The 22,415-nt window shown below is 67.2% G+C and carries 17 protein-coding genes, 1 tRNA gene and 1 pseudogene; 11 read left to right on the top strand and 8 right to left on the bottom strand.

Annotated features, from left to right (window positions below; translation table 11 throughout):
• Positions 1-513: 513 nt before the first annotated feature.
• From RT456_RS15830 to RT456_RS15800, 7 genes and pseudogenes are all read left to right on the top strand, one after another.
• Positions 514-1,662, top strand: a complete 1,149-nt coding sequence (locus RT456_RS15830; protein WP_313347998.1) for an efflux RND transporter periplasmic adaptor subunit — start codon at positions 514-516, stop codon at positions 1,660-1,662.
• Positions 1,659-4,784 (top strand): efflux RND transporter permease subunit, encoded by a 3,126-nt coding sequence (locus tag RT456_RS15825; RefSeq protein WP_313347997.1) that lies wholly within the window; start codon positions 1,659-1,661, stop codon positions 4,782-4,784. Before RT456_RS15830 ends, RT456_RS15825 begins: the two co-directional genes overlap by 4 nt.
• Entirely contained in the window at positions 4,777-5,316 is a 540-nt protein-coding gene (locus RT456_RS15820) for a GNAT family protein (protein ID WP_313347996.1), read from the top strand. The genes RT456_RS15825 and RT456_RS15820 overlap by 8 nt, the downstream gene beginning before the upstream one ends.
• Positions 5,317-5,468: 152 nt before the next feature.
• On the top strand, positions 5,469-6,986 hold the full coding sequence (locus tag RT456_RS15815) for an alanine/glycine:cation symporter family protein (RefSeq protein WP_313347995.1): 1,518 nt from the start codon (positions 5,469-5,471) through the stop codon (positions 6,984-6,986).
• Positions 6,979-7,815 (top strand): TrmH family RNA methyltransferase, encoded by an 837-nt coding sequence (locus RT456_RS15810; RefSeq protein WP_313347994.1) that lies wholly within the window; start codon positions 6,979-6,981, stop codon positions 7,813-7,815. The genes RT456_RS15815 and RT456_RS15810 overlap by 8 nt, the downstream gene beginning before the upstream one ends.
• A gap of 586 nt (positions 7,816-8,401) precedes the next feature.
• Entirely contained in the window at positions 8,402-9,397 is a 996-nt protein-coding gene (locus tag RT456_RS15805) for a hypothetical protein (protein WP_313347993.1), read from the top strand.
• Positions 9,398-9,416: 19 nt separating this feature from the next.
• Positions 9,417-10,888 (top strand): annotated as a pseudogene (locus RT456_RS15800) (alanine/glycine:cation symporter family protein).
• 189 nt (positions 10,889-11,077) lie between these two features.
• Here RT456_RS15800 and RT456_RS15795 read toward each other — a convergent pair.
• The 4 genes from RT456_RS15795 to RT456_RS15780 all read right to left on the bottom strand — a co-directional run bounded on the left by RT456_RS15795 (position 11,078) and on the right by RT456_RS15780 (position 14,264).
• Positions 11,078-12,499, bottom strand: a complete 1,422-nt coding sequence (locus RT456_RS15795) for a M20/M25/M40 family metallo-hydrolase (protein WP_313347992.1) — start codon at positions 12,497-12,499, stop codon at positions 11,078-11,080.
• Positions 12,500-12,679: 180 nt separating this feature from the next.
• The gene (mscL, locus tag RT456_RS15790; protein ID WP_313347991.1) at positions 12,680-13,084 is read right to left on the bottom strand and encodes a large-conductance mechanosensitive channel protein MscL; all 405 of its coding nucleotides are present in this window, start codon (positions 13,082-13,084) and stop codon (positions 12,680-12,682) included.
• A gap of 54 nt (positions 13,085-13,138) precedes the next feature.
• Positions 13,139-13,846: a fumarylacetoacetate hydrolase family protein gene (locus RT456_RS15785; protein ID WP_313347990.1), complete on the bottom strand. Its 708-nt coding sequence runs from the start codon at positions 13,844-13,846 to the stop codon at positions 13,139-13,141.
• A 142-nt stretch (positions 13,847-13,988) separates the two neighbouring features.
• On the bottom strand, positions 13,989-14,264 hold the full coding sequence (locus tag RT456_RS15780; protein ID WP_313347989.1) for a hypothetical protein: 276 nt from the start codon (positions 14,262-14,264) through the stop codon (positions 13,989-13,991).
• 177 nt (positions 14,265-14,441) lie between these two features.
• Between RT456_RS15780 and RT456_RS15775 the strand changes: the two genes are divergently transcribed.
• Positions 14,442-14,801 (top strand): Rieske 2Fe-2S domain-containing protein, encoded by a 360-nt coding sequence (locus RT456_RS15775; protein WP_313347988.1) that lies wholly within the window; start codon positions 14,442-14,444, stop codon positions 14,799-14,801.
• A 274-nt stretch (positions 14,802-15,075) separates the two neighbouring features.
• Here the strand turns inward: RT456_RS15775 and RT456_RS15770 are convergent, their stop codons facing one another.
• The 4 genes from RT456_RS15770 to thiS form a co-directional block, all read right to left on the bottom strand.
• A complete protein-coding gene (locus RT456_RS15770) occupies positions 15,076-16,923 on the bottom strand; it encodes an SLC13 family permease (protein ID WP_313347987.1) in 1,848 nt (615 codons plus the stop codon).
• Positions 16,924-16,950: 27 nt separating this feature from the next.
• Positions 16,951-17,685 (bottom strand): tRNA (guanosine(46)-N7)-methyltransferase TrmB, encoded by a 735-nt coding sequence (gene trmB / locus RT456_RS15765; RefSeq protein WP_313347986.1) that lies wholly within the window; start codon positions 17,683-17,685, stop codon positions 16,951-16,953.
• The gene (locus RT456_RS15760) at positions 17,685-18,479 is read right to left on the bottom strand and encodes a thiazole synthase (RefSeq protein WP_313347985.1); all 795 of its coding nucleotides are present in this window, start codon (positions 18,477-18,479) and stop codon (positions 17,685-17,687) included. Before RT456_RS15760 ends, trmB begins: the two co-directional genes overlap by 1 nt.
• A 98-nt stretch (positions 18,480-18,577) precedes the next feature.
• Complete coding sequence (gene thiS / locus RT456_RS15755) at positions 18,578-18,787, bottom strand: sulfur carrier protein ThiS (protein ID WP_313347984.1); 210 nt, start codon at positions 18,785-18,787, stop codon at positions 18,578-18,580.
• Positions 18,788-18,987: 200 nt separating this feature from the next.
• Between thiS and RT456_RS15750 the strand changes: the two genes are divergently transcribed.
• The 3 genes from RT456_RS15750 (at position 18,988) to rimK (ending at position 22,256) form a co-directional block, all read left to right on the top strand.
• Positions 18,988-20,817 (top strand): autotransporter domain-containing protein, encoded by a 1,830-nt coding sequence (locus RT456_RS15750; RefSeq protein ID WP_313347983.1) that lies wholly within the window; start codon positions 18,988-18,990, stop codon positions 20,815-20,817.
• A 140-nt stretch (positions 20,818-20,957) separates the two neighbouring features.
• Positions 20,958-21,031, top strand: a tRNA-Gly gene (locus RT456_RS15745).
• Positions 21,032-21,350: 319 nt separating this feature from the next.
• A complete protein-coding gene (gene rimK / locus RT456_RS15740) occupies positions 21,351-22,256 on the top strand; it encodes a 30S ribosomal protein S6--L-glutamate ligase (protein WP_313347982.1) in 906 nt (301 codons plus the stop codon).
• The last annotated feature ends 159 nt before the right edge of the window (positions 22,257-22,415 follow it).

Genomic DNA, 22,415 nt, shown 5'->3' with positions numbered 1-22,415 from the left:
CGACAATGTGCCGGCGGCCATGGAAAGCCGTAGAGCCAGGCCCTGCCTGGCTGCTCTCTCCCACCCCACGCAGCCAACTGTCGGGGGAGGCCGGCGGGTGGCCCCCGTAGGGACTGTCGAAAACATGGATGTTTTCGCCAAGCCCCCATGGGTGAAGGCGCACTGCTTGCGAGGCACTGCCTCGCGTGCGACTGAACGCACAACCGCTGGCGGTTGGGCCGGGGACCGGAGGGCGGTTTACGGCGTGTCCCGGAGCGGGGCCATCCGTCGGCCTCCCCAGCCCGTAGCAATGGAAACGAAAGCGCTTTTGCAGTTGACCTTGACCTTGCCGCCGACCAACGACGTAATCCGACATTCGCTGACACACGCCGTTACACACCCGCAATGCCCCAGCACGAAAGGGGTTGCGCGTGTCACCCGGCGATGTGAAGGCGCCGGTAAACGCTTGGCACATATGCCTGACGCAACCCATGGCTACACTTGCCGGTCGTGGAATACCAGGGATTCATCTTCATGTTGGGACGCATCACCGCGCGCATCGCCGTTGGCCTCGGCCTGGTCATCCTGGCCGGGTGTGGCAGCAAGGAGGACGGCGGCCGCCGACAGGGCGCCGACGTTGTGCCGGTGACCACCCAGGTGGTGCAGACCTCCGCATGGAGCGACACCCTCCAGGCCCTCGGCACCGCCAAGGCCCGTGAGTCGGTCACCATCACCGCCAAGGTCAGCGAGATCATCGAGACCGTCCACTTCGAGAGCGGCCAGCAGGTTTCTGCCGGTACCCCGCTGGTCACCCTGCGCGGCCAGGCCCAGGAAGCCGCTCTGCTCCAGGCACAGGCCACGTTTGCCGAAGCCGACCAGCTCTACAAGCGCCAGCGCGAACTGGCCGCCCAGCAGCTTGTCGCCAGCGCCACCCTCGATACCCAGCGCGCCATCCGCGATGCCGCCGACGCCCGCGTGCGTGAAATGCAGTCCGACATCGGCGATCGCCGCGTCCGCGCACCGTTCGCCGGCGTGCTCGGCATCCGCCAGGTCAGCGAAGGTTCGCTGCTCACCCCCACCACCGTCATCGCCACCTTGGATGACATCGAACGCATGCACGTCGACTTCCAGGTGCCCGAAGCCGAGCTGGCCTCGCTGTCCAACGGCGACAAGGTCAGCGCCACCAGCGTCGCCTACCCGGGGCGCACCTTCGAGGGCGAGGTGGCCACCATCGACACCCGTGTCGATCCCGGCACCCGCGCCGTGACCGTCCGTGCCGACTTCATCAATGCCGACCACGCCCTGCGCCCGGGCATGCTGCTCGACGTGCACATGTTCCGCCCGGAACGCCAGGCCGTGGTGATTCCCGAGATCGCCGTGGTCCAGGTCGGGCGCGATTCGTACGTGTTCCGCGTCAAGGCCGACCATACCGTCGAACGCCTCGACGTGGTCAGCGGCGCGCGCCGCTCCGGCGTCGTCGAGATCCGGGAAGGACTGAAGGCCGGTGATCGCATCGTCGTCGACGGCACTGGCAAGCTGCGCCCAGGCCTGAAAGTGGATGACAGCGCCGCACCGGCAGCAGCACCGGCTGCGCCTACACCGGCTGCCCAGCCCACAGCGGCGCCGGCTCCCGCCCCGGCCGGGAAGGCCACCGCACCGGCCCCTGCGGGCAGCGCCGGATGAAACTTTCCAACATCTCCATCCAGCGGCCGGTCTTTGCCGTGGTGATGAGCCTGCTGCTGGTCGTGCTGGGCATCATGTCGTTCACCCGCCTGACCCTGCGCGAACTGCCCGCAATCGACCCGCCGATCGTCTCGGTCTCCGTCGATTACACCGGTGCCTCCGCCGCCGTCATCGAAAGCCGTATCACCCAAGTGCTCGAAGACGCGTTGGCCGGCATCGAGGGCATCGACACCATCAACGCGCGCAGCTCCAACGGCCGCTCGCAGGTCAGCATCGAGTTCACCTCCAACCGCGACATCGAAGCGGCCGCCAACGACGTCCGCGACGCGGTCAGCCGCGTGGCCGACCGCATGCCCGAGGAAGCGCGCCCGCCGGAAATCGCCAAGGTCGAGAGCGACGCCGATCCGATCATCTGGTTCAACATGACCTCCTCCAGCATGGACACGCTGGAGCTGAGCGACTACGCCGACCGCTACGTGGTGGACCGGTTCTCCAGCCTCGACGGCGTGGCCCAGGTGCGCATCGGCGGCCGCCAGCGCTACGCCATGCGCATCTGGCTCGACCGCGACCAGCTGGCCGCGCGCGGCCTCACCGTGGGCGATGTCGAAACCGCGCTGCGCAACGAGAATGTCGAACTTCCCGCCGGCCGCATCGAATCGGCCGACCGCGACTTCACCCTGCGCGTGGAGCGCAACTATGTGAAGCCCGAAGACTTCGCCACCATTCCGCTGGGCAAGGGCGCCGACGGCTATGTGGTGCGCATGGGCGACGTGGCCAAGATCGAACTGGCCTCGTCCGAACGCCGCGCGTATTACCGCAGCAACGGCGAGCCGGGCATCGGCCTGGGCATCGTCAAGACCTCCACCGCCAACTCGCTGGACGTGGCGCGCACCGCGCGCGCCGAGGCCGAGCGGGTCGGGCAGACCCTGCCTGAAGGCACCCACATCTTCGTCGCGTTCGACAACACCACCTTCATCGAAGCCGCCGTGGACCGCGTCTACGCCACGCTGGTGGAAGCCATGCTGCTGGTGCTGGTGGTGATCTGGCTGTTCCTCGGCAGCTTCCGTGCCGCCCTGATTCCCGCCGTGACCGTGCCGGTGTGCCTGGTCGCCGCGTTCATCGCCCTGTACGCCTTCGGTTTCTCCATCAACCTGCTGACCCTGCTGGCGCTGGTGCTGTGCATCGGCCTGGTCGTGGACGATGCGATCGTGGTGGTGGAGAACGTGCAGCGCCGCATCGACCTGGGCGAACCGCCGCTGGTCGCCTCCAAGCGCGGCACCGCGCAGGTGGCGTTCGCGGTCATCGCCACCACCGCCGTGCTGGTGGCGGTGTTCCTGCCGGTCGGCTTCCTGGAAGGCAACACCGGCCGCCTGTTCCGCGAACTGGCGGTTGCACTCGCCGCCGCCGTGGCGCTGTCGGCGTTCGTCTCGCTGACGCTGACCCCGATGATGGCCTCCAAACTGCTCAAGCCGCATACCGGCCAGCCGCCGAAGGGCCTGCACGGGTTGATCAACCGCAACCTGGACCGCGTCTCTGCCGCGTACGGGCGCTTCCTCGACGCGCATGTCGGTCGCATCTGGATCTACGTGGTGGTCATGCTGCTGTCGCTGCTGGCCAGCGCGCTGCTGCTCAAGGTGCTGCCCTCCGAGCTGGCCCCGGCCGAAGACCGGGGCTCGTTCCAGATCATGATCGACGGCCCTGAAGGCGCGGGCTACGACTACACCGTTGCCCAGGTGCAGCAGGTGGAGAAGGTCGTGGCCGGCTTCGTCGGCAACGACAAGCCGATCGTGCGTGCCAACCCGCGCGTGCCCGGTGGCTTCGGGGCCAGCGAGGAAATGCACACCGGCCGCATCAGCGTGTTCCTGCAGCCGTGGCGCGAACGCACTGCCGCCACCCCCGACGTGGCCGCCGAGCTGCAGAAGGACCTGGATGGCATCCGTGGCGTGCGCGTGCGCACCCAGGTCGGTGGTGGCCTGGTCCGCAGCCAGGGCCAGCCGTTCCAGATCGTGCTGGGTGGGCCCGAGTACGCCGAAATCGCGCAGTGGCGCGACCGCATGCTGGAGCGCATGGCCGACAACCCTGGCCTGGTCGGTCCCGATTCGGACTACAAGGAAACCCGGCCGCAGATGCGGGTGAATATCGACCGCCAGCGTGCGGCCGACCTGGGCGTGTCGGTCACCGCGATTGGTTCGGCGCTGGAAACCATGATGGGGTCGCGCCGCGTCACCACCTTCGTCGACAACGGCGAGGAGTACGACGTCCTGGTGCAGGCCGGCCGCGACGGGCGCGCCAGCCCGGACGACCTGGCCGCGATCCGCGTGCGCGCCACCAACGGCGAGCTGGTGCCGCTGTCCAACCTGGTCACGCTCAGCGAAGTGGCCGAAGCGGGCAACCTCAACCGCTTCAACCGCCTGCGCTCGATCACCATCACCGCCGGCCTGGCGCCGGGCTATCCGTTGGGTGAGGCGATTGCCTGGGCCCAGCAGACCGCCCGCGAGGAACTGCCGCAGCACGCGCAGATCGACTGGAAGGGCGAATCGCGCGAGTACCAGAACGCCGGCAGCGCGGTGCTGCTCACCTTCGCCATGGCGCTGCTGGTGGTGTACCTGGTCCTGGCCGCGCAGTTCGAAAGCTTCATCCATCCGCTGGTGATCATGCTCACCGTGCCGCTGGGCGTGCTCGGCGCGTTGCTGGGGCTGTATGTCAGCGGGGGCACCATCAACCTGTTCAGCCAGATCGGCATCGTCATGCTGGTCGGGCTGGCGGCCAAGAACGGCATCCTGATCGTCGAGTTCGCCAACCAGCTGCGCGACGAAGGCCGCGATGTGCACCGGGCCATTGTTGAATCGGCGATGGTGCGCCTGCGTCCGATCCTGATGACCTCCATCGCCACCGTGGTGGGCGCGATCCCGCTGGTGGTCGCCGGCGGACCTGGCTCGGCCAGCCGCGGCACCATCGGCATCGTGGTGATCTTCGGCGTCACCGTGTCCACCTTCCTCTCGCTGTTCGTGGTGCCGGCCTTCTATGCGCTGCTGGCGCCGTACACGCGGTCGCCCGAAGCGGTGGCCCGCGAGCTTGAGCAGCAGGAGGCCGACACGCCGTCGGTGGGTGGGCATGCCTGACGGGTTGCCGCGGCTGCAGGGTGACGGGTTCGTGCTGCGCCCCTGGCGCGGCGACGATCTGGACGCGCTGCTGCGGCATGCCAACGATGCAGCGGTCTCGCGCGGCCTGCGCGACCGCTTCCCGTTCCCGTATACCCGTGAAGACGGCGAAGCCTTCCTGGGCGGGCGGATCCTGGCGCCGAGTACGCTCAGCCTGGCCATCGAGATCGATGGCGCGGCCTGCGGCAGCATCGGAGCCCTGCCGGGCGTGGCCGAGCGAGCGCATGCGGCCGAGCTGGGCTACTGGCTGGGTCGCGCCTATTGGGGGCAGGGCTGGATGTCGCGCGTAGTGGCCCTGTTCGCGCCGTGGGCGATGGACGAACTGCGCCTGTTCAGGCTGCAGGCCGAGGTGCTCGCGTTCAACGAGGGCTCGGCCCGGGTGCTGCTGGGCAACGGGTTCGTGGAGGAAGGGACGGCCCGTGCCGCCGTCTTCAAGCGCGGGCAGCTGCACGATCTGCGGCGGTTCGCCCGCGTGCGCGACCGGCTGCCCTGAGGGCCGCCGGCCTTCGTCCCGACCGTTGGTCGTGGCGCAACGGCCGGCGTAAGAGATCGGCCCTATCGGGTTGGCCCGCGATGATGGAGAATCGACCCGGTCCCCTCCAGCCGACGGGACGTCCTTCATTTTCCGCCGACTGGAGAGAGCGCGTGGAAGCAGTAGTTGATTTCATCAATGGCATCATCTGGAGCAAGGCGCTGATTTTCCTGTGCCTGGCCGCCGGCCTGTACTTCAGTGTGCGCACCCGCTTCATGCAGCTGCGCGGGTTCTTCGAGATGTGCCGGCTCACCGTGCAGGGCGAAAAGTCCGAAGCCGGTGTGTCGTCGTTCCAGGCCTTGGCCATGTCCATGGCCGGCCGCATGGGTATCGGCAACATCGCCGGTGTCGCCACCGCGATCGCCTTCGGCGGCCCGGGCGCGATCTTCTGGATGTGGGTGATGGGCTTCCTCGGCGCATCCACCTCGTACGTCGAGTGCACCCTGGCCCAGATCTACAAGACCAAGGACGCCGAAGGCCGCTATCGCGGTGGCCCGGCGTACTACATCGAAAAGGCCATGGGCCTGAAGTGGTATGCGATGGCCTTCGCCATGGCGACGATCGTGGCCGCCGGCTTCCTGATGCCGGGCGTGCAGGCCAATGCCATCGCCGACAGCATCATCAATTCCTGCCGTGGCGGCGCCCTGTGCGGGCCGCTGGATGGCCAGTTCATGGGCATGGAGACGGTGCAGGCATTCAAGCTGGGCATCGGCGTCGTGGTGGCCCTGCTGCTGGGCGTGGTGATCTTCGGCGGCGTCAAGCGCATCGCCAATTTCGCTGAAGTGGTCGTGCCGTTCATGGCCGCCGGCTTCATCCTGATGGCGATCGTCATCATGATCCTCAACTACGATCGCGTGCCGGACATGTTCCGTACCGTGTTCAGCAGCGCCTTCGGTGCGCATGCCGCCTTCGGCGCGATGATGGGCCTGGCGGTGGAGTGGGGCGTCAAGCGCGGCATCTACGCCAACGAAGCGGGCCAGGGTACCGGTCCCCACGCGGCCGCCGCCTCGGAAGTCTCGCACCCGGCCAAGCAGGGCTACGTGCAGGCCTTCGCGATCTACTTCGACACCATGATGGTGTGCACCGCCACCGCGTTCCTGATCCTGGCCGCGGGCACCTACAACGTGTATTCGCCGGTGGCCGGTGCCGAGCCGGTGTTCGCCGGCCTGGCTGGCGTGGCCGAAGGCGCGGGCTACGCCCAGGCGGCGGTGGAAACCGTGCTGCCGGGCTGGGGCTCGGGCTTCGTGGCCATCGCGATCTTCTTCTTCGCCTTCACCACCATCATGGCCTACTACTACATGGCCGAAACCAACCTCAGCTACCTCAACAACAACCGCAAGCGCCCGCTGACCGTGCTCGCGCTGCGCCTGGGGATCATCGCCATGGTCGTGTTCGGTGCCTTCCACAATGCCAAGATGGCCTGGGCACTGGGTGACATCGGCGTGGGCCTGATGGCGTGGCTGAACATCGTCGCCATCCTGATCGTGCAGAAGCCGGCAATGCTGGCCCTGCGCGACTACGAACGTCAGAAGAAGCTCGGCCTGGATCCGACCTTCGACCCCGATGCCCTGGGCATCAAGAACGCCGATTTCTGGCGTAACCGCAAGCTGGAGCCGTCCCGTAGTGAATGATCCCTGGAAGAATGCCCGCCGGCCGTCCGCACGGCCGCCGCGGGCGAACCCGTTGCCGCCCCGTGATGGCGGCCCGCCGCCGCCGGGTCGTGGCAACGACGAGCTGCGCCTGTATGGCTGGAACGCCGTGCAGGCGCTGTTCGAACGCCGTCCGCAGGCGCTGCGCAAGCTGTACCTGGCCGAGGCGCTGATCCCGCGCCTGCAGCCGCTGCTGAAGTGGTGCGTGGCCAACCGGGTCGGTTACCGCGTGGTGGAGGAGGGCGATCTCAACAAGCTGGCCGCCACCACTCACCACGAGGGCGTGGTGGCCGACGTGCTGCGCGCGCCGATGCTGGCGCTGGATGCGTGGCTGGCCGGCCTGCCCGCCGACCAGCCGGTGCTCGCACTGTGGCTGGATGGCGTAGGCAACCCGCACAACTTCGGCGCGATCCTGCGTTCGGCCGCGCATTTCGGCGTGGCCGGCCTGCTGCTGCCGCCGGAGGCCACGCTGGCCCTGTCCGGCGCGGCCGCGCGCGTGGCCGAAGGCGGTGCCGAGGCGGTGCCGCTGGTGCGCCTGCCGGCGGTGCCGCAGGCGATGGAGGCGCTGCGTGACGCCGGTTTCGGCCTGGCCGCCACCCTGGTGGAGGGCGGCGACACCCTGTTCGCCAGTGCGCTGCCGGCGCGGCTGGTGTACGTGATGGGTGCCGAAGGCGAGGGCATGGACCGCGCGTTGGCGCAGGCCTGCGACCTGCAGGTATCCATCCCCGGCAGCGGTGCAGTGGAAAGCCTCAATGTGGCATCGGCAACGGCGGTACTGCTGTCGCATTGGTACGCGCAGCAGACGAGGTAAGCGGGTGGGTGACGGCGTTGCCGTTGCTGACGTCGCTGCTTGACCGGGGCAGCGCATGCGCGCGCGGCGCCTCGTGGTGTGATCGACTGCTCCAATGAAGAGGTGACTACAGTCGATTCGGATTTTTCGCATAGTGCCAAGCTTTGGCGCTGCGTCACAGTGCGAATCGGCGCTGCACTGTGTAGGTGAGGAGAGACACCCACCCAGTGCGGCGCCGTTGTCCGGATCACGGTTGTCCGTGTCGCTCACCGCGTGGGGTGTGATGAATCCCGGTAGCCCGGCCCTGTGTGGCCGGGCTTTTTTTTTGAGCAGGCATCTTGCGACACGCGGTTGCGTTGAATCGCGTGTGCGCGCCGCATCCGCCACCCCATCTTCATTGCCGAAATGTATTGAAAAACCAGGCGCTACGCACGCTATCTATGGAGTGAGGGCTGCCTATGGCGTGATGCGCTCATTGGTGCGTGCGTTGGTTCACACATTCGAATAGTCGCGGGATTTACCGATTTTTCCCTTGGTGCTTCGTGTGCAGATTGCCCCTGCGGCGGGCTGGCCTGCCGCATCACTACTGCCACCAAGGAAACTCACCATGACGCCCACCGCGCTGCGCTCCCCGCGCCTGATTCCTCTCGCCCTGATCGTCGGCCTGTGCGCGCCTGCACTCGCCGCTGCCACCGGGCACAGCCTGGACGGTGTCAATTTCACCGGCCCGCTGATCACGCCGAACCCGGCCGGCATGCCCAAGGGCCACGCCTACGTCGAGCCGTACCTGATCCGCATCGACAGCGACCGCTACTTCGACGGTGAAGGCCGCCGCCACGACAGCGCCGCGCGCAGCAGCGCGTGGTTGACCGTCGTTCCGATTGCCTACGGATTGGGCCAGCGCGTCACTGCCCAGGTCAACCTCAGCGCCGCGCGTGCCGAGACCGGCGCCGAGCGCAGCCGCGGGTTCCGCGCCGGCGATACCACGGCGATGGTCCAGTACCTGCTGCAGGCGCCGGACGAGGACGGGTCGCGCCCGGCGGTATCGGTGTCGCTGAGCCAGCGCTATGCCACCGGCAGCTATGACCGCATTGGCGGCAATCCACTCAACGCACAAGGCGATGGCGTGCAGCGCACCACCTTCGGCCTGGGCGTGCAGCAGGTGCTGTGGCTGCCCAACGGACGCCCGCTGCGCTGGCGCGGCCAGCTCAGCGCCAGCCCGGCTCCGGCCCGCGTGGCGCTCAACGACAACAGCGTCTACGGCACGCCGGAAGGGTTCCGCGGCAACGTCGCGCCAGGGTCGCTGGTGGGCCTCTCCGTGGCCGGCGAGTACAGCGTCAACTCACGCTGGGTCGGCGTGTTCGAGGTCGCCGCCAGCCGCCAGAGTGATCGCCACATCAGCGGCTATGCGCCGGCCGAGAACGGTTCGGCGCAACGGATCGACCTGCGCCTGCCGGGAAGCCGCAATCTCACCCTCGCCCCTGCGGTGCAGTACCACTTCAGCCCGAATGTCGGGTTGATCGCCGGCGTCGAGTTCACCGTCGCAGGCCGCAACACCGGCAGCTACATCAATCCCCAGGTCGCCTTGGGGATGTTCTTCTGATGCCGGCAAGGAGCGGATCATGAACATCGAAGAGATCGTTGCCCGCGTGCTGGGCATCGTCTGGAGCCCCATGCTGGTCACCCTGTGCCTGGTGGTCGGCCTGTACTTCAGCGTACGCACCCGCTTCATCCAGCTGCGCGGATTGCCGGACATGCTCAAGCTCATGTTCCAGGGCCGCAGCTCGGCATCCGGTGTGTCCTCGTTCCAGGCATTGAGCCTGTCGCTTTCCAGTCGCGTAGGGGTGGGCAACATCGCCGGTGTGGCGATAGCGATCGCCTACGGCGGGCCCGGTGCGATCTTCTGGATGTGGATCGTTGCGTTCCTGGGCGCGTCCAGCGCCTTCGTCGAATCCACGCTTGCGCAGATCTACAAACAGCGCGACGGCACCGGTATGTATCGCGGTGGACCGGCCTATTACATCGAGAAGGGCCTGGGACAGCGCTGGTATGCCGTGCTGTTCGCGCTTAGCACCGTGGTGGGGTGTGGCTTGATGTTGCCGGGCACCCAGTCCAACGCCATCGTCAGTGCACTGGACCAGGCGTGGGCCGTGCCCGGGTGGGTCAGCGCCGCCGGTATCGGCACGGTCGTGGGTCTGGTCGTGTTCGGCGGCGTGCGCCGCATCGCGCAGGTCGCCCAGGTGATCGTGCCCTTCATGGCGCTGGCCTACCTGGTGGTGGCGGGCGTGGTGATGGTGCTCAACCTGGACGCCGTACCCGAGATGTTCCTCCTCATCGTGCGGAGTGCGCTCGGGCAGGATGCCGCGTTCGGCGCCATGATCGGTACCGCGATCCAGTGGGGTGTGCGCCGCGGCGTGCTGTCCAACGAAGCCGGCATGGGAAGTGGTGCGCATCCTGCAGCGGCGGCGGAGGTCTCGCACCCGGTCAAGCAGGGCCTGGTGCAGGCGTGCTCGGTCTACATCGACACCTGGTGGTGTGCAGTGCCACGGCGTTCCTGATCCTGTCCACGGGCGCGTACAACGTGTATGACCCGGCCGAGCCGACGCAATGGGTGGTCGCCAATGTGCCAGCGCTGGAGGCGGGCCCGGCCTTCGTGCAGCACGCGGTGGAGTCGGTGTTGCCGGGCTTCGGCAAGTCGTTCATTGCCCTGGCGATCCTGCCGTTCGCCTTCACCACCATCCTGGCGCTGTACTACAACGCCGAGACCAACGTGGTGTACCTGGGCCGCAATCGTCCGTCATGGCTCGCGATGGGGCTGTTCCGGGTCGCTTTCATTGGCGCCATGCTCTATTCGGCATTGAACACGGCCACGGTGGCCTGGTCGTTGGGCGACATCGGCGTCGGCTTGATGTGCTGGTTGAACATCATCGCGTTGCTGCTGCTGCAGAAGCCGGCATTGGCCGCGTTGCGCGACTATGAGGCGAGCAAGCGCGCGGGCCGGGACCCGGTCTACCGCCCGGATACGGAGCAACGGCCCGCCACCTGCGTGTGGACCGCGCATTCGGTAGAGCCGTCTGCTGGACGGCTGCCGTAAATGCCGGGCGTGGCCCAACCCGGTAGAGCCGTCTGTTAGACGGCTGCTGTTGATGCCGGGCGTGGCCCAACCCAGGTAGAGCCGTCTGTTAGACGGCTGCTGTTGATGGGGGACGGCAGCGGATCAACGGACAGCGGACTAACAGTCCGCTCTACAGGTCCGCTCCGCGAGTGACAGCGCGTCGCGCTGTCACTCGTTCGGCGGTGTGGTCGCCTTGGCTTCGCTGCCGAAGCTCCCATCGGCTTCCGCAGCCAGGTAGGCGAAGACCGTATACGCGGCCACGTTCTGCGCCAAGGCGGCCGGGTCGATCTTGTCCAGGGTGTCGTCGGCGGTGTGATGCAGATTGAAATAGTCGGTGCCGTCCTGCGCCAGCCATGCCCACGCACCGCCCTTGGCCGCCAGCGGGCCCACGTCCGGGCCCGGGCCGCCCTTGTCCGGGGCGTACTCGATGCCCAGCGGCTTGAGCGCCTCGGCAATCTGGCGGGTCGCCTCACGCGACTGTTCCGGGTTCGGCGAGCCGGTGTTGAAGGCATAGATGCGCCCCGCACCGAAGTCGCTCTCGGCGGCCAGCTGGTGCAACACCACATCCTTGGCATGCGCTTCGGCGTACGCCTTGCCGCCATACAGGCCCTGCTCTTCGTTGGCGAAGGCCACCACGCGGATGGTGCGCTTCGGGGCCTGCTTGAGCTGGCCGATCAGATGGCCGGCAGCCATGGTCAGGGCCACGCCGGCGCCGTCGTCGATCGCACCGGTGCCCAGGTCCCACGAATCGAGATGGCCACCGATCACCACCACTTCCTTGGGCAGGATGCGCCCGGTGATCTCACCGATCACGTTGTACGAGGTCGCCGTGCCGTCCCAGCCACAGTCGAGGTCGAGCGTGATCCGGGTCGGCCCCCGCGCGACCAGGCGCGCCAGCTGGTTGGCATCGGGCACTGACAGCGCGGCCGACGGCACCGGCGTCAGGCCGTCATCGAAGCGGGTGATGCCCGTGTGCGGCACGCGGTGCGAATCGGTCCCGGCCGAACGCATCACGAACCCTACGGCGCCCTTGCGGATCGCCTCGGAGGGGCCCTTGCTGCGCACCGCGCCGCCCTTGCTGTAATCGCGACCGTCGCGGAAGGCGGTCATCTGGTAATCGACGAAGGCGATCTTGCCCTTGAGCGAGCCTGCCGGCGCGGCCTGCAGCGCAGCCAGATCGGCGAAGCGCACCACGTCGGCCTCCACCTTGCCGCCCGGGCTGCCGCCCAGTGCGGTGATGGTCAGCGGCTGGGCATGCGTACCGAGGACGTGGGCCTGTTCACTGCGACGTTCCCACTTGGGGAAGGTCACCGGTTCTTTCCACACCTTGTCGAAGCCCAGTGCCTTGAACTTGGCTTCGGCCCAGGCCACGGCGCGGGCATCGGCCTCGCTGCCCGCGATGCGCGGCCCGATCTCGGTCGTCAGCGATTCCACCACCTTCCAGCCGGTGTCATCCTTGAGCGCCTGCTCGCGCAGTTCGGCGGCCGTGGCCAGCGACTTCGGGGGCAGCGTGGTGGTGCCCGTCGCCGCGAACGCCGGGGCGGCCAGCAGGGCGAGGGAAGATGCGATGGCAAGGACGCGGCGACGCATGGGCGAACTCCGGGGGAGCAGGGCAGAAGCGTTCGAGCTTAGCAGCCTGTCCGCGCCGCACATGGGCGGGAGGTCATGGTTGGGCGGACGCTGTTTTCCACAGACACGCCGCGCGACGCGGGCAGGGCCGGCCAACGGCCGGCGCTACCGGGTCGGTGCCTGCCATCGGCAGGCGTGCGGTCAACGCTTCAAGTTGTCGCGGATCTCGCGCAGCAGCACGATTTCTTCCTTCGGCGCGGCGGGCGCGGCTTCCTTCTTGCGGGCCAGGCGGTTGATCACCTTGACCACCATGAAGATCGCGAAGGCAACGATGATGAACTGGACCAGGGTGTTGAGGAAATCGCCATAGCCGATCACCACGGCCGGAATCTCCTGCCCGTCCGGGCCAAGCCGTGCCGGGGCGAGTGTCCACACCAGTTCGGAGAAGTCCACGCGACCGATCAGCCACCCCAGCGGCGGCATGATGATCTTGTCCACCAGTGCGGTGACGATCTTGCCGAACGCAGCACCGATGACGACACCGACCGCCAGGTCGATGACGTTGCCACGCATGGCAAATTCCTTGAACTCAGTCAGCATTCCCATCGGGTTCTCCTGTTTCGGGGTAGCAAAGGACGCCGCAGCCTAACCCAGCCAATGTCATCCAGCGATGATGCCGTGACGCTCGGCGACGTTCTCGAGCCGCGCGCTGAAGCGATCGCCGGGATGCAGCGCCGCCACGCCGGCAGGCGTGCCCATGAAGACCAGATCGCCCGCGCGCAGTGCCCAGAGCTTGGACAGCTCATGCAGGATCTCCGGCACGTTCCAGATCATCTGGTCCAGCAGCGACTGCTGGCGCACCTCGCCGTTGATCTCCAGCGACAAGTTCAGCGCGGACAGGTCACCCACTTCACCGGCCGGCACCAGTTCGCTCACCGGCGCGGAGTGATCGAAGCCCTTGGCCGGATCCCACGGGTGGCCCTTGGCCTTCGCGGCGGCCTGCAGGTCACGGCGAGTCAGGTCCAGGCCCACGCCGTAGCCGAACACCAGTGCCTCGGCCTGGTCGACCGGCAGCTCGCCCTCGGGCGCGTCGCGGCCGATCGCCACCACCAGTTCCACCTCGTGGTGCAGGTCGTGGGTCGCCGGCGGATAGGGGATCACATCGTCGTGGCCGACCACGATCGCATCGGCCGGCTTGCTGAAGAACATCGGGCGGCCGCGGTCATCGGCGGCGGGAACCGCTGCACCCATTTCCTTGGCGTGGTCGGCAAAATTGCGGCCGACACAGTAGATGCGCCGCACCGGAAACGTGCCACCACCCGCAACCGGGATGCGGGGTTGTTCGGGTGTGGGGATTACATCGGTCATGCGCGCGTCCTGTATCTGACAAGGTTCACGCGAGTGTAGCGCCGAGGTAGCGCCGACTGTAGTGCCGACCGTAGTGCCGACTGTTAGTCGGCAAACCAACCGGCAAACCAACCGGCAAACCAACCGGCAAACCAAACAATCATCAACGCGACAACGGAAGCGCCGGCTTGCGAACCACGCGGTACTCACCCTCGACGATCTGCGGATCGGCGGCGTTCGCATTCTGCTTGCGCTGGGCGAGCAGCTTCCACGCTACCCCGGCGATGATCATCGCCGCACCCACGAACACCCCGACGAACACCAGTGCCGCCAGGATCGCCAGGCCCAGCAGACCCACGGCCACGCGCACGAGCGGGTGGCGCGGCTTGCGCGGCGCGAACAGGGTACGGAACTGGTTGAACTGGAAGCGGTTGTACATGGCGGTTCTATGGCTGAAGTCAGCGAGATGTCAGTATCCGGGCTGGATTCTGTCATTGAGTGAAAAAGTCGTTAAATAGGATTGCCGTTCATTTGAAATCAATGACTTGTGTTCATCGCAGAGCCAGCCACGTGACGGCGTGCGACACTACGCGTCCTCGATGAAGTGCCGTTGCCCATGTCCGTTTCCGATCCCGCCGCACCCCCGCTGATCGCGCTCGAGCGTATTGCCGACGGGGGATTTGCCGAGGTCGAGGCGGGAATCGATGGCGATTTCGAGTCGCTGGTGCTGTACCGCGATGGCGGCAGCGTGCGCGGCTGGCTGAACATCTGCCCGCACGCCGGTCGCCGGCTGGATTGGGCACCGGGCCAGTTCCTGAAGAGCAAAGATGGGCATCTGGTGTGTGCAGCGCATGGTGCGTCGTTCTCGCTCGACGACGGCGGCTGCGTAGCGGGGCCGTGCAAAGGCGACCGATTGCGCGCCGTGCCGCTCGACGTCCGCGATGGAAGCGTCTATCTGGCCGGCAGTACGCTCTGACGATGAACATCACCGGGAGCCGGCCAGCGGCCGGTGCTACGCCTTGACGATGAACATCACTGGGAGTCGGCCAGCGGCCGGCGCTACGCCTTGACGATGAACATCACTGGGAGCCGGCCGGCGGCCGGTGCTACGCCTTGACGATGAACATCACCTGGAGCCGGCCAGCGGCCGGCACTACGCCTTGACGATGAACATCACCTGGAGCCGGCCAGCGGCCGGCACTACGGGTGACAGGTCCTGACGGTGGGGGCAACCGTTTGGGGGTACGGTGTCAGAACATCAGATTGATCATCACCACGACCACCATGGTGTAGATCAACGACAGCGGTGCGCCCACCCGCCACAGTTCGCGGGGCGTGTAATTGGCCGGCCCGGTGATCATCGAGATGACCGGGTTGGACGCCGTCATCAGGTTGTTGGATGCCGACAGCGCCACGATCAGCGCGAATGCCGTCGGGCTGCCGCCGGCCGCCAGCGCCAGGTTCACTGCGATCGGCACCATCACGATCGTTGCGCCCACGTGGCTGATGACCAGCGAGAACACCGTGGTCAACAACGCCAGCGCGATCTCCAGCACCCACACCGGAATGCCGGTAGGCAGGCGGTCAATGGTGTGGCCCGCCACCCAGGCGGCCGCACCGCTGCTGTCCATTGCCCAGCCGAGCGGAATCAGCCCGGCCATCATGAACACCGTTTTCCAGTTGATCGAGGCATACGCCTCGTCCATGCGCAGCACGCCGGTGAGCAGCATGCCGGCCACGCCGGTCATCAGGGTCAGCGCGACCGGCAGCTTCGAGGTCAGCGCGATCAGGATGGTGATGGCGAAGATCGACATCGCGATCTTGAACTTGTGCGGGCGCTGTTCGCCCTTCGGGTAGTCGGTGACCACCACGAAGTCGCGGCTCTTGGCGGCTTGCGCCAGGTCGGTCCAGATGCTGTGGAACACCAGCATGTCACCGGCGCGCAGCGGAACATTGCGCACGTCTTCGCGGATCACCTGCTTGTCGCGGTTGATCGCCAGCAGGCTGATCCCGCGCTGCTTGCGCAGGCGCAGTTCGGAGGCGCTCTTGCCGATCACTTCGGAGGTCGGCGGCACCACCGCTTCGGAAATGCCGGCGCGGCTCGGGTTGAACAGGTCGCCCAGATGCTTCAGGCGCGAGGACATGCGCAGGAACTGGTTCTGCGCAAAGTCGGTAACCTGCTGGCGGCTGCCCATCACGCCCAGCACGCTGCCGACCCAGATGCGCATCTCCGCCGGCGGCGCCAGGCGGGTGTCGTTGCCGGTCTTGAGCGCCAGCAGCAGCGGCGCGTCATGCACGTTTTCTGCCTCGCCCAGGGTCATGCCCACCAGCGGGCTCTCGGCGCTCACCACCAGCTCGAAGACGTCGCCTTCGATGCCGTAGGTCTTGGCGAAGTAACTCTCCGTCCGCGCGGGCGTCACCCCATCGTTGGCCAGCGTTTCCTCTTCCACCAGCTTGCGGTCGCCGAAATAGCGGAAATACAGCAGTGAGGCGGCCAGCAGCGCCACGCCGATCGGCAGCGGCGCGAACATGCGCAGCGGTTCGATGGTGGCCAGGCCCGAGGGCAGGTTGTTGTTGGCCGAGGCCAGCAGATCGTTCAGCAGGATCAGCGGCGAATTGCCGACCATGGTCAGCGCACCGCCCATCACGATCGCTGCGGCGATCGGCAACAGCAGCCGCTGCAGGGTCAGCCCGGTGCGCGCCACCAGCCGTGAGGCCACCGGCAGGTACAGCGCCATCACCGACGGGTTCTGCATGAAGGACGAGTTCAGGCCGGCGATGGCCGTGGTCATCATCAGCAGCCGCGTTTCCACGCCATGGCCGCGCCGCAGCAGCCACGCGGCCAGCCGGTTCAACGCGCCGGTACGGTCAAGGCCCGCACCGAGGATGGTGGTGGCGATGATGCTCATCACCGCGTTACCGGAGAAGCCGCCGAAGATTTCCTCCGGCGCGATCAGGCCCGTCACGCCCAGCACCACCAGTACTACCAATGCCACCACGTCGGCACGGATGCGCTCGAACAGGAACATCGCCATCGTGAAGCCCACCAGCCCGAGAACGAGCTTCATGTCGGTGGTCAGCGTCAGCGTGGTGTCCATGGGGTGGTGCGGTTCCTTGGGGTGGGATCAGGTACGGTCGTACAGCAGGTCCCACACACCGTGGCCAAGGTTCTGGCCGCGGGTCTCGAAGTGCGTCTGCGGCCGCCACGCCGGTCGTTCCACCTGGCCGCGCGGACCGGCGCGGTTGACCAGCCCGGGGGTTGCGTCCAGCACGTCCCACATCTGCTCGGCGTAGTCTTCCCAGTCGGTGGCGCAGTGCAGCCGGCCACCCGCGCGCAGCTTGCGCACCAGCAGTTCGGCAAAGGCCGGCTGGATCAGGCGGCGCTTGTTGTGCCGCTTCTTGTGCCACGGATCGGGGAAATAGATGCGCACTTCATCCAGCGCGCCATCGGCGATTTCCTTTTCCAGCACCTCCACCGCATCGTGGTGGTACAGGCGCACGTGGTCGGCGTTGTCGTCGGCCAGTGCATTGAGCAGGCGGCCCACGCCAGGGGCATGCACTTCCAGCCCGATGTAGTCGCGGCTGGGATCCTGCTGCGCGGCAAAGCGCAGTGCGGCGCCATTGCCGAAGCCGATCTCCAGCACCTTGCGTGCATCGCGCCCGAAGGTCGCATCCAGGTCGCGCGGTTCGCCGGTGAAGTCCAGCCCGAAGCGCGGCCAGCGGTCGTCGAACGCGCGCTGCTGGGCAGGGGTGAAGCGGCCCTGGCGGAGTACGAAGCTGCGCACCTCGCGGCGGCCTTCGGTCACGGTGAAGGGCTTGGGCGGCGCCTTGGCGCCTGCGCTGTCGAAGGGATTGGTCATCAGCCGATCATCCCGTCCACCGGCGAGGATGCGCTGGCGTAGCGTTTGCGCGGAATGCGCCCGGCCAGGAACGCCTCGCGCCCGGCCTCGACGGCCTTGCGCATCGCGCTGGCCATCAGCACCGGATGGCGCGCGCCGGCAATGGCGGTGTTCATCAGCACGCCGTCGCAGCCCAGTTCCATCGCGATCGCCGCGTCCGACGCGGTGCCCACGCCGGCATCGACGATGATCGGCACCTTGGCGTTCTCGATGATTTCCAGCAGGTTGTAGCGGTTCTGGATGCCCAGCCCCGAACCGATCGGCGCGGCCAGCGGCATCACCGCCACGCAGCCGATCTCTTCCAGGCGTTTGGCCAGGATCGGATCGTCGGAGGTGTAGACCATCACCTCGAAACCGTCCTTGACCAGCGTTTCGGCGGCCTTGAGGGTCTGCACCACGTCCGGGTACAGCGTCTTCTGGTCGCCCAGCACTTCCAGCTTGGTCAGGTTGTCGCCATCGAGCAGCTCACGGGCGAGACGGCAGGTGCGCACCGCGTCTTCGGCGGTGTAGCAGCCGGCGGTGTTGGGCAGGATGGTGTAGCGGTCCGGCGGCAGCACGTCCAGCAGGTTGGGCTCGCCCGGGTTCTGCCCGATGTTCGTGCGGCGGATCGCCACGGTCACGATCTGGGCCCCGGCCGCCTCGGTGGCGATGCGGGTTTCGTCCAGGTCCTTGAACTTGCCGGTCCCGGTCAGCAGCCGGGAAGCGTAGGTCTTGCCGGCGATCACCAGCGAATCGGGGGAAGAATGAGCAGTCATGCGGCGAATTATCGCCCAACCCGACCATTCCTGTCCGGTCGCCTTCGCCCCCACCGAAGGGTGGCACCGGCCGTTGGCCGGCCCAGGCGGTCCCACCGTCAGCCGCCGCCCAGTGCGTGCACGATCTCGACCACATCGCCTTCCTTGAGCAGATGGCTTGCATGCAGGCTGCGGGTGACGATCTCGCCGTTGACCTCCACGGCCACCCGGCGCTCGGTGAGGTGTTCGTTGTGCAGCAGGTCCAGCACGGTGGCACGTTGCGGAAGCTGGCGGGGTTCGCCGTTGAGCGTGATGTTGACGTGGTTCATGACGGGATTGTCCCCCAAAGTCGCCGGTTCTGCGTACCCTTGCGCCCCTGCCGATGGCGGCCTCGATGCGTCCTGTCTGCTGTCTGCGCGCCCCTGGCCCTGTCCATGCCGCAGCGCAGCGTGATGTCCCCGGGGTGCAGTGAAACCATGGCACCGTGCGCCGGCGTACGTCGGCCGTTAACACCCTCAAGGAGTCTTACATGTTGCTCAGCAAGCGTCCCCTCCGTTCCCTGTTGGCCGTGGCCATCGCCTTGGCCGCCGTGCCCGCGATGGCGCAGTCGCCGTATTCGAAGACCGTCTTCATCGGCGACAGCCTGACCGACCAGGGCTACTTCCGCCCGCTGCTGCCGGCCTCGGTCCAGCCGGTCACCGGCCAGTTCACCACCAACCCGGGTTGGGTCTGGGCCCAGTACGTCGCCGACTACTACGGCACCAATGCCACCGCCCACGGCAATGGCCAGAACGGCGACAACTACGCCATCGGTGGCGCCCGCGTCGGCGTGGACACCACCCAGACCCTGGCCCCGGGCACCCCGGCCATTCCGGTCTACTCGCTCAAGACCCAGACCGCGCAGTACCTCGCGGCCAACGGCGGCAAGGCCGACGCCAACGCGCTGTACACCGTGTGGGGCGGCGCCAATGACCTGTTCGCCATCCAGGCCGGTGCACCGCTGCAGGCCACCCTCGGCGCGGCCGTGACCGACCAGGTTGGCATCGTCGGCACCTTGAAGGCCGCTGGCGCCCAGTACATCGTGGTACCGACCCTGCCGGACATCGGCCTGACCCCGGCCGCGCGCGCCGGCGGTGCCGTGGGCATGGCGCAGGGCACCGCGCTGGCCAAGGCCTACAACGACGCCCTGTTCGGTGGCCTGAAGGCCGCCGGCCTGCAGGTCATTCCGGTGGACACCTTCCACCTCCTGCAGGAAATCGTCGCCAGCCCGGCCACCTACGGCTTCGTCAACGTGAGCAGCCCGGCCTGCACCACGGCCTCGTCGCTGACCTGCAACCCGACCGCCTACGCCAACCCGAACGCGGCCAACAACTATGTGTTCGCCGACGGCGTGCACCCGACCACCGCCACCCACCAGATGCTGGGCCAGTACACGCTCTCGATCCTGGAAGCACCGCGCAACCAGCAGATCCTGACCCACTCGGCGCAGACCGTGGGCCGTGCGCGCGCCGACCAGGTCAGCGGGCATCTTGACGGCCGTCCGGCCGATGGCCTGAGCTGGTGGGGCGGCCTGCGTGGCGACATGCAGCGTTACGACCACGCCGACCTGTACGACGGGCTGGCCCCGGCCGGCCTGTTCGGTATCGACTGGGCGAAGGACGGCATGGTCGTCGGCGGCTTCGGCGGCTACGGTCGCATGGATGCCGACTTCGGCAACAGCAAGGGCGACTTCACCCAGTCCGACGCCACCGTGGGCCTGTTCGCCGGCTGGTATGGGCAGAACATGTGGGTCAACGGCCAGGTCAGCTACAGCTGGCTGGACTACGACGTGACCCGCCGCCTGCAGCTGGGCCCGGCCGAGCGCGTCCACACCGGCTCGCCGGAAGGCAGCAACCTGACCGCCGCGCTGAACGCCGGTTACGAGTTCGGCACCGAAGGCGGCTTCCGCCACGGCCCGGTTGCCGCCGTGATCTGGCAGAAGGTCAAGCTGGACGGCTACACCGAGTCCAACCCGAGCGCCACCGCGCTGGGCTACGCCAACCAGGACACCGATTCCACCGTCGGCCGCCTGGGCTGGCAGGCCCGCTTCGACGGCGGCAGCGTCAAGCCGTACGTGCAGGTCACCTACGACCACGAGTTCGAAGACGGCAAGCAGGCCAGCGCCTGGCTGCAGTCCATGCCGGACGTGGGCATGTACAAGGTGCCGGGCCTGGAGTTCGACAAGAACTACGCCACTGCCGTGCTGGGTGCGCGCATGAGCGTGTTCGGCCTGAACAGCAACATCGGCATGAGCACCACTGCGGCGCAGAAGAACGCCCGCGACATCAGCCTGTTCGCCACGGTCAGCGGCAGCTTCTAAGCCTGAAGCCGGCGGTGCACGGCGAATTCGCCGTGCACCGCCCGGTAGGGCACGACCGTTGGTCGTGCCGAATGCAGCGGGCGGCTCGTGCCGCCCGTTGCCTTTTTACCGCCCCGGCGCATAAACTTGCGGGGTACCACGCGGGTGTAGCTCAATGGTAGAGCTGTAGCTTCCCAAGCTACTGACGAGGGTTCGATTCCCTTCACCCGCTCCACGGTTTGCGCGGCAAGCCGATGGAGCGTGGCATTGCATGCCTCCAGATCCCCGCGCCTGCCGGCGCGCGCCCTTGACTCCAGGGGCCTGTTACGTCGATCTGATTTCCCTTACGTCTTCTTGATTTGTTCACCGCGATCATCGCGTGTCGCTGCGCGCAGGCTTACTGCCGCTCCCACAGCTCCTGGTATGTCGTGGTCATCGTCACCATGCCTCGGTTTTCGTTGGGCGAAAGCTGGAAGCAATACCTGCGGTAGAGCCGTCATCTGCACGTACCGCCGCCGCGCTATGCTTCGCGCTTTCCTGCCCCCCATGCCGCGATGAAACTGGCCATCCTCTCCCGCAACAGCAAGTTGTATTCCACCCGGCGGCTGGTGGACGCGGCCCGCACGCGCGGCCATACCGTGCGGGTCCTGGACCCGCTGCGCTGCTACATGCGCATTGCGGCCGACGGTTTCACCATGCATTACAAGGGCCGGCCCATTACCGGGGTGGACGCGGTGATTCCGCGCATCGGTGCCTCGGTGACCCGCTACGGCACCGCCGTGCTGCGCCAGTTTGAAATCATGGGGGCGTGCACGCCCAATCCGTCCGACGCCATCCTGCGCGCGCGCGACAAGCTGCGCGCGCACCAGATACTGGCATCCAAGGGCATCGACATGCCCGTGACGGTGTTCGGTGACAACCCCGACGACACCGTGGATCTGCTGTCCATGCTGGGCCCGCCGCCGCACGTGGTGAAGCTCAACGAGGGCACCCAGGGCCGCGGCGTGATCCTGACCGAGAAGGCCAGCGCCTCGCGCGGCATCGTCGAGGCGCTGCGCGGGCTGTATGCCAACTTCCTCATGCAGGAGTTCATCGGCGAGGCGCAGGGCGCGGACCTGCGCTGCCTGGTGGTGGGCGACCAGGTGGTGGCCGCCATGCAGCGCCAGGCCCCGGAGGGGGACTTCCGCTCCAACCTGCACGCCGGCGGCAGCGCAGGCGCGGCCAAAGCGACCCGCGCCGAGCAGCAAGTTGCCGTGCGTTCGGCCAAGGCCCTGGGGCTGGGCATCGCCGGGGTCGACCTGATCCGCTCCAGCCGGGGCCCGCTGGTGCTGGAGGTCAACTCAACGCCTGGGCTGGAAGGCATCGAGGGGATCAGCCAGGACGATCTGGCGGGGCGCATCATCGAGCACGTCGCCGGCCAGGTGGCCTTGATGAAAAAGCCTTCAAAATCAAAGGCCTGATAATTTTTCGCGCACATTTGCCGGTTTTAACACGGGTTTAATCGCCCCCGGCGTAGGCTTCAACGAACCGCAGCTCTGCCCTCCTCAGCAGAAAACGGTAATCGGGAATGACTTCAGGCCCAGGCGGGATCCGTCTGGGCCTTTTTCTGGACGTGCCGA

Origin of the sequence: Stenotrophomonas sp. (assembly GCF_032099025.1) — a bacterium.
GTDB lineage: Bacteria > Pseudomonadota > Gammaproteobacteria > Xanthomonadales > Xanthomonadaceae > Stenotrophomonas.
Note: the sequence above shows the minus strand (reverse complement) of the source record. Positions and strands in the feature narration are given on the sequence as shown.

What these genes read in the sequence shown, in the direction of transcription:
- RT456_RS15830 (WP_313347998.1), top strand. Translation starts at nt 514, where the DNA reads ATGTTGGGACGCATCACCGCGCGCATCGCCGTTGGCCTCGGCCTGGTC.
- RT456_RS15825 (WP_313347997.1), top strand. Translation starts at nt 1,659, where the DNA reads ATGAAACTTTCCAACATCTCCATCCAGCGGCCGGTCTTTGCCGTGGTG.
- RT456_RS15820 (WP_313347996.1), top strand. Translation starts at nt 4,777, where the DNA reads ATGCCTGACGGGTTGCCGCGGCTGCAGGGTGACGGGTTCGTGCTGCGC.
- RT456_RS15805 (WP_313347993.1), top strand. Translation starts at nt 8,402, where the DNA reads ATGACGCCCACCGCGCTGCGCTCCCCGCGCCTGATTCCTCTCGCCCTG.
- RT456_RS15795 (WP_313347992.1), bottom strand. Translation starts at nt 12,499, where the DNA reads ATGCGTCGCCGCGTCCTTGCCATCGCATCTTCCCTCGCCCTGCTGGCC.
- mscL (WP_313347991.1), bottom strand. Translation starts at nt 13,084, where the DNA reads ATGGGAATGCTGACTGAGTTCAAGGAATTTGCCATGCGTGGCAACGTC.
- RT456_RS15785 (WP_313347990.1), bottom strand. Translation starts at nt 13,846, where the DNA reads ATGACCGATGTAATCCCCACACCCGAACAACCCCGCATCCCGGTTGCG.
- RT456_RS15780 (WP_313347989.1), bottom strand. Translation starts at nt 14,264, where the DNA reads ATGTACAACCGCTTCCAGTTCAACCAGTTCCGTACCCTGTTCGCGCCG.
- RT456_RS15775 (WP_313347988.1), top strand. Translation starts at nt 14,442, where the DNA reads ATGTCCGTTTCCGATCCCGCCGCACCCCCGCTGATCGCGCTCGAGCGT.
- RT456_RS15770 (WP_313347987.1), bottom strand. Translation starts at nt 16,923, where the DNA reads ATGGACACCACGCTGACGCTGACCACCGACATGAAGCTCGTTCTCGGG.
- trmB (WP_313347986.1), bottom strand. Translation starts at nt 17,685, where the DNA reads ATGACCAATCCCTTCGACAGCGCAGGCGCCAAGGCGCCGCCCAAGCCC.
- RT456_RS15760 (WP_313347985.1), bottom strand. Translation starts at nt 18,479, where the DNA reads ATGACTGCTCATTCTTCCCCCGATTCGCTGGTGATCGCCGGCAAGACC.
- thiS (WP_313347984.1), bottom strand. Translation starts at nt 18,787, where the DNA reads ATGAACCACGTCAACATCACGCTCAACGGCGAACCCCGCCAGCTTCCG.
- RT456_RS15750 (WP_313347983.1), top strand. Translation starts at nt 18,988, where the DNA reads ATGTTGCTCAGCAAGCGTCCCCTCCGTTCCCTGTTGGCCGTGGCCATC.
- rimK (WP_313347982.1), top strand. Translation starts at nt 21,351, where the DNA reads ATGAAACTGGCCATCCTCTCCCGCAACAGCAAGTTGTATTCCACCCGG.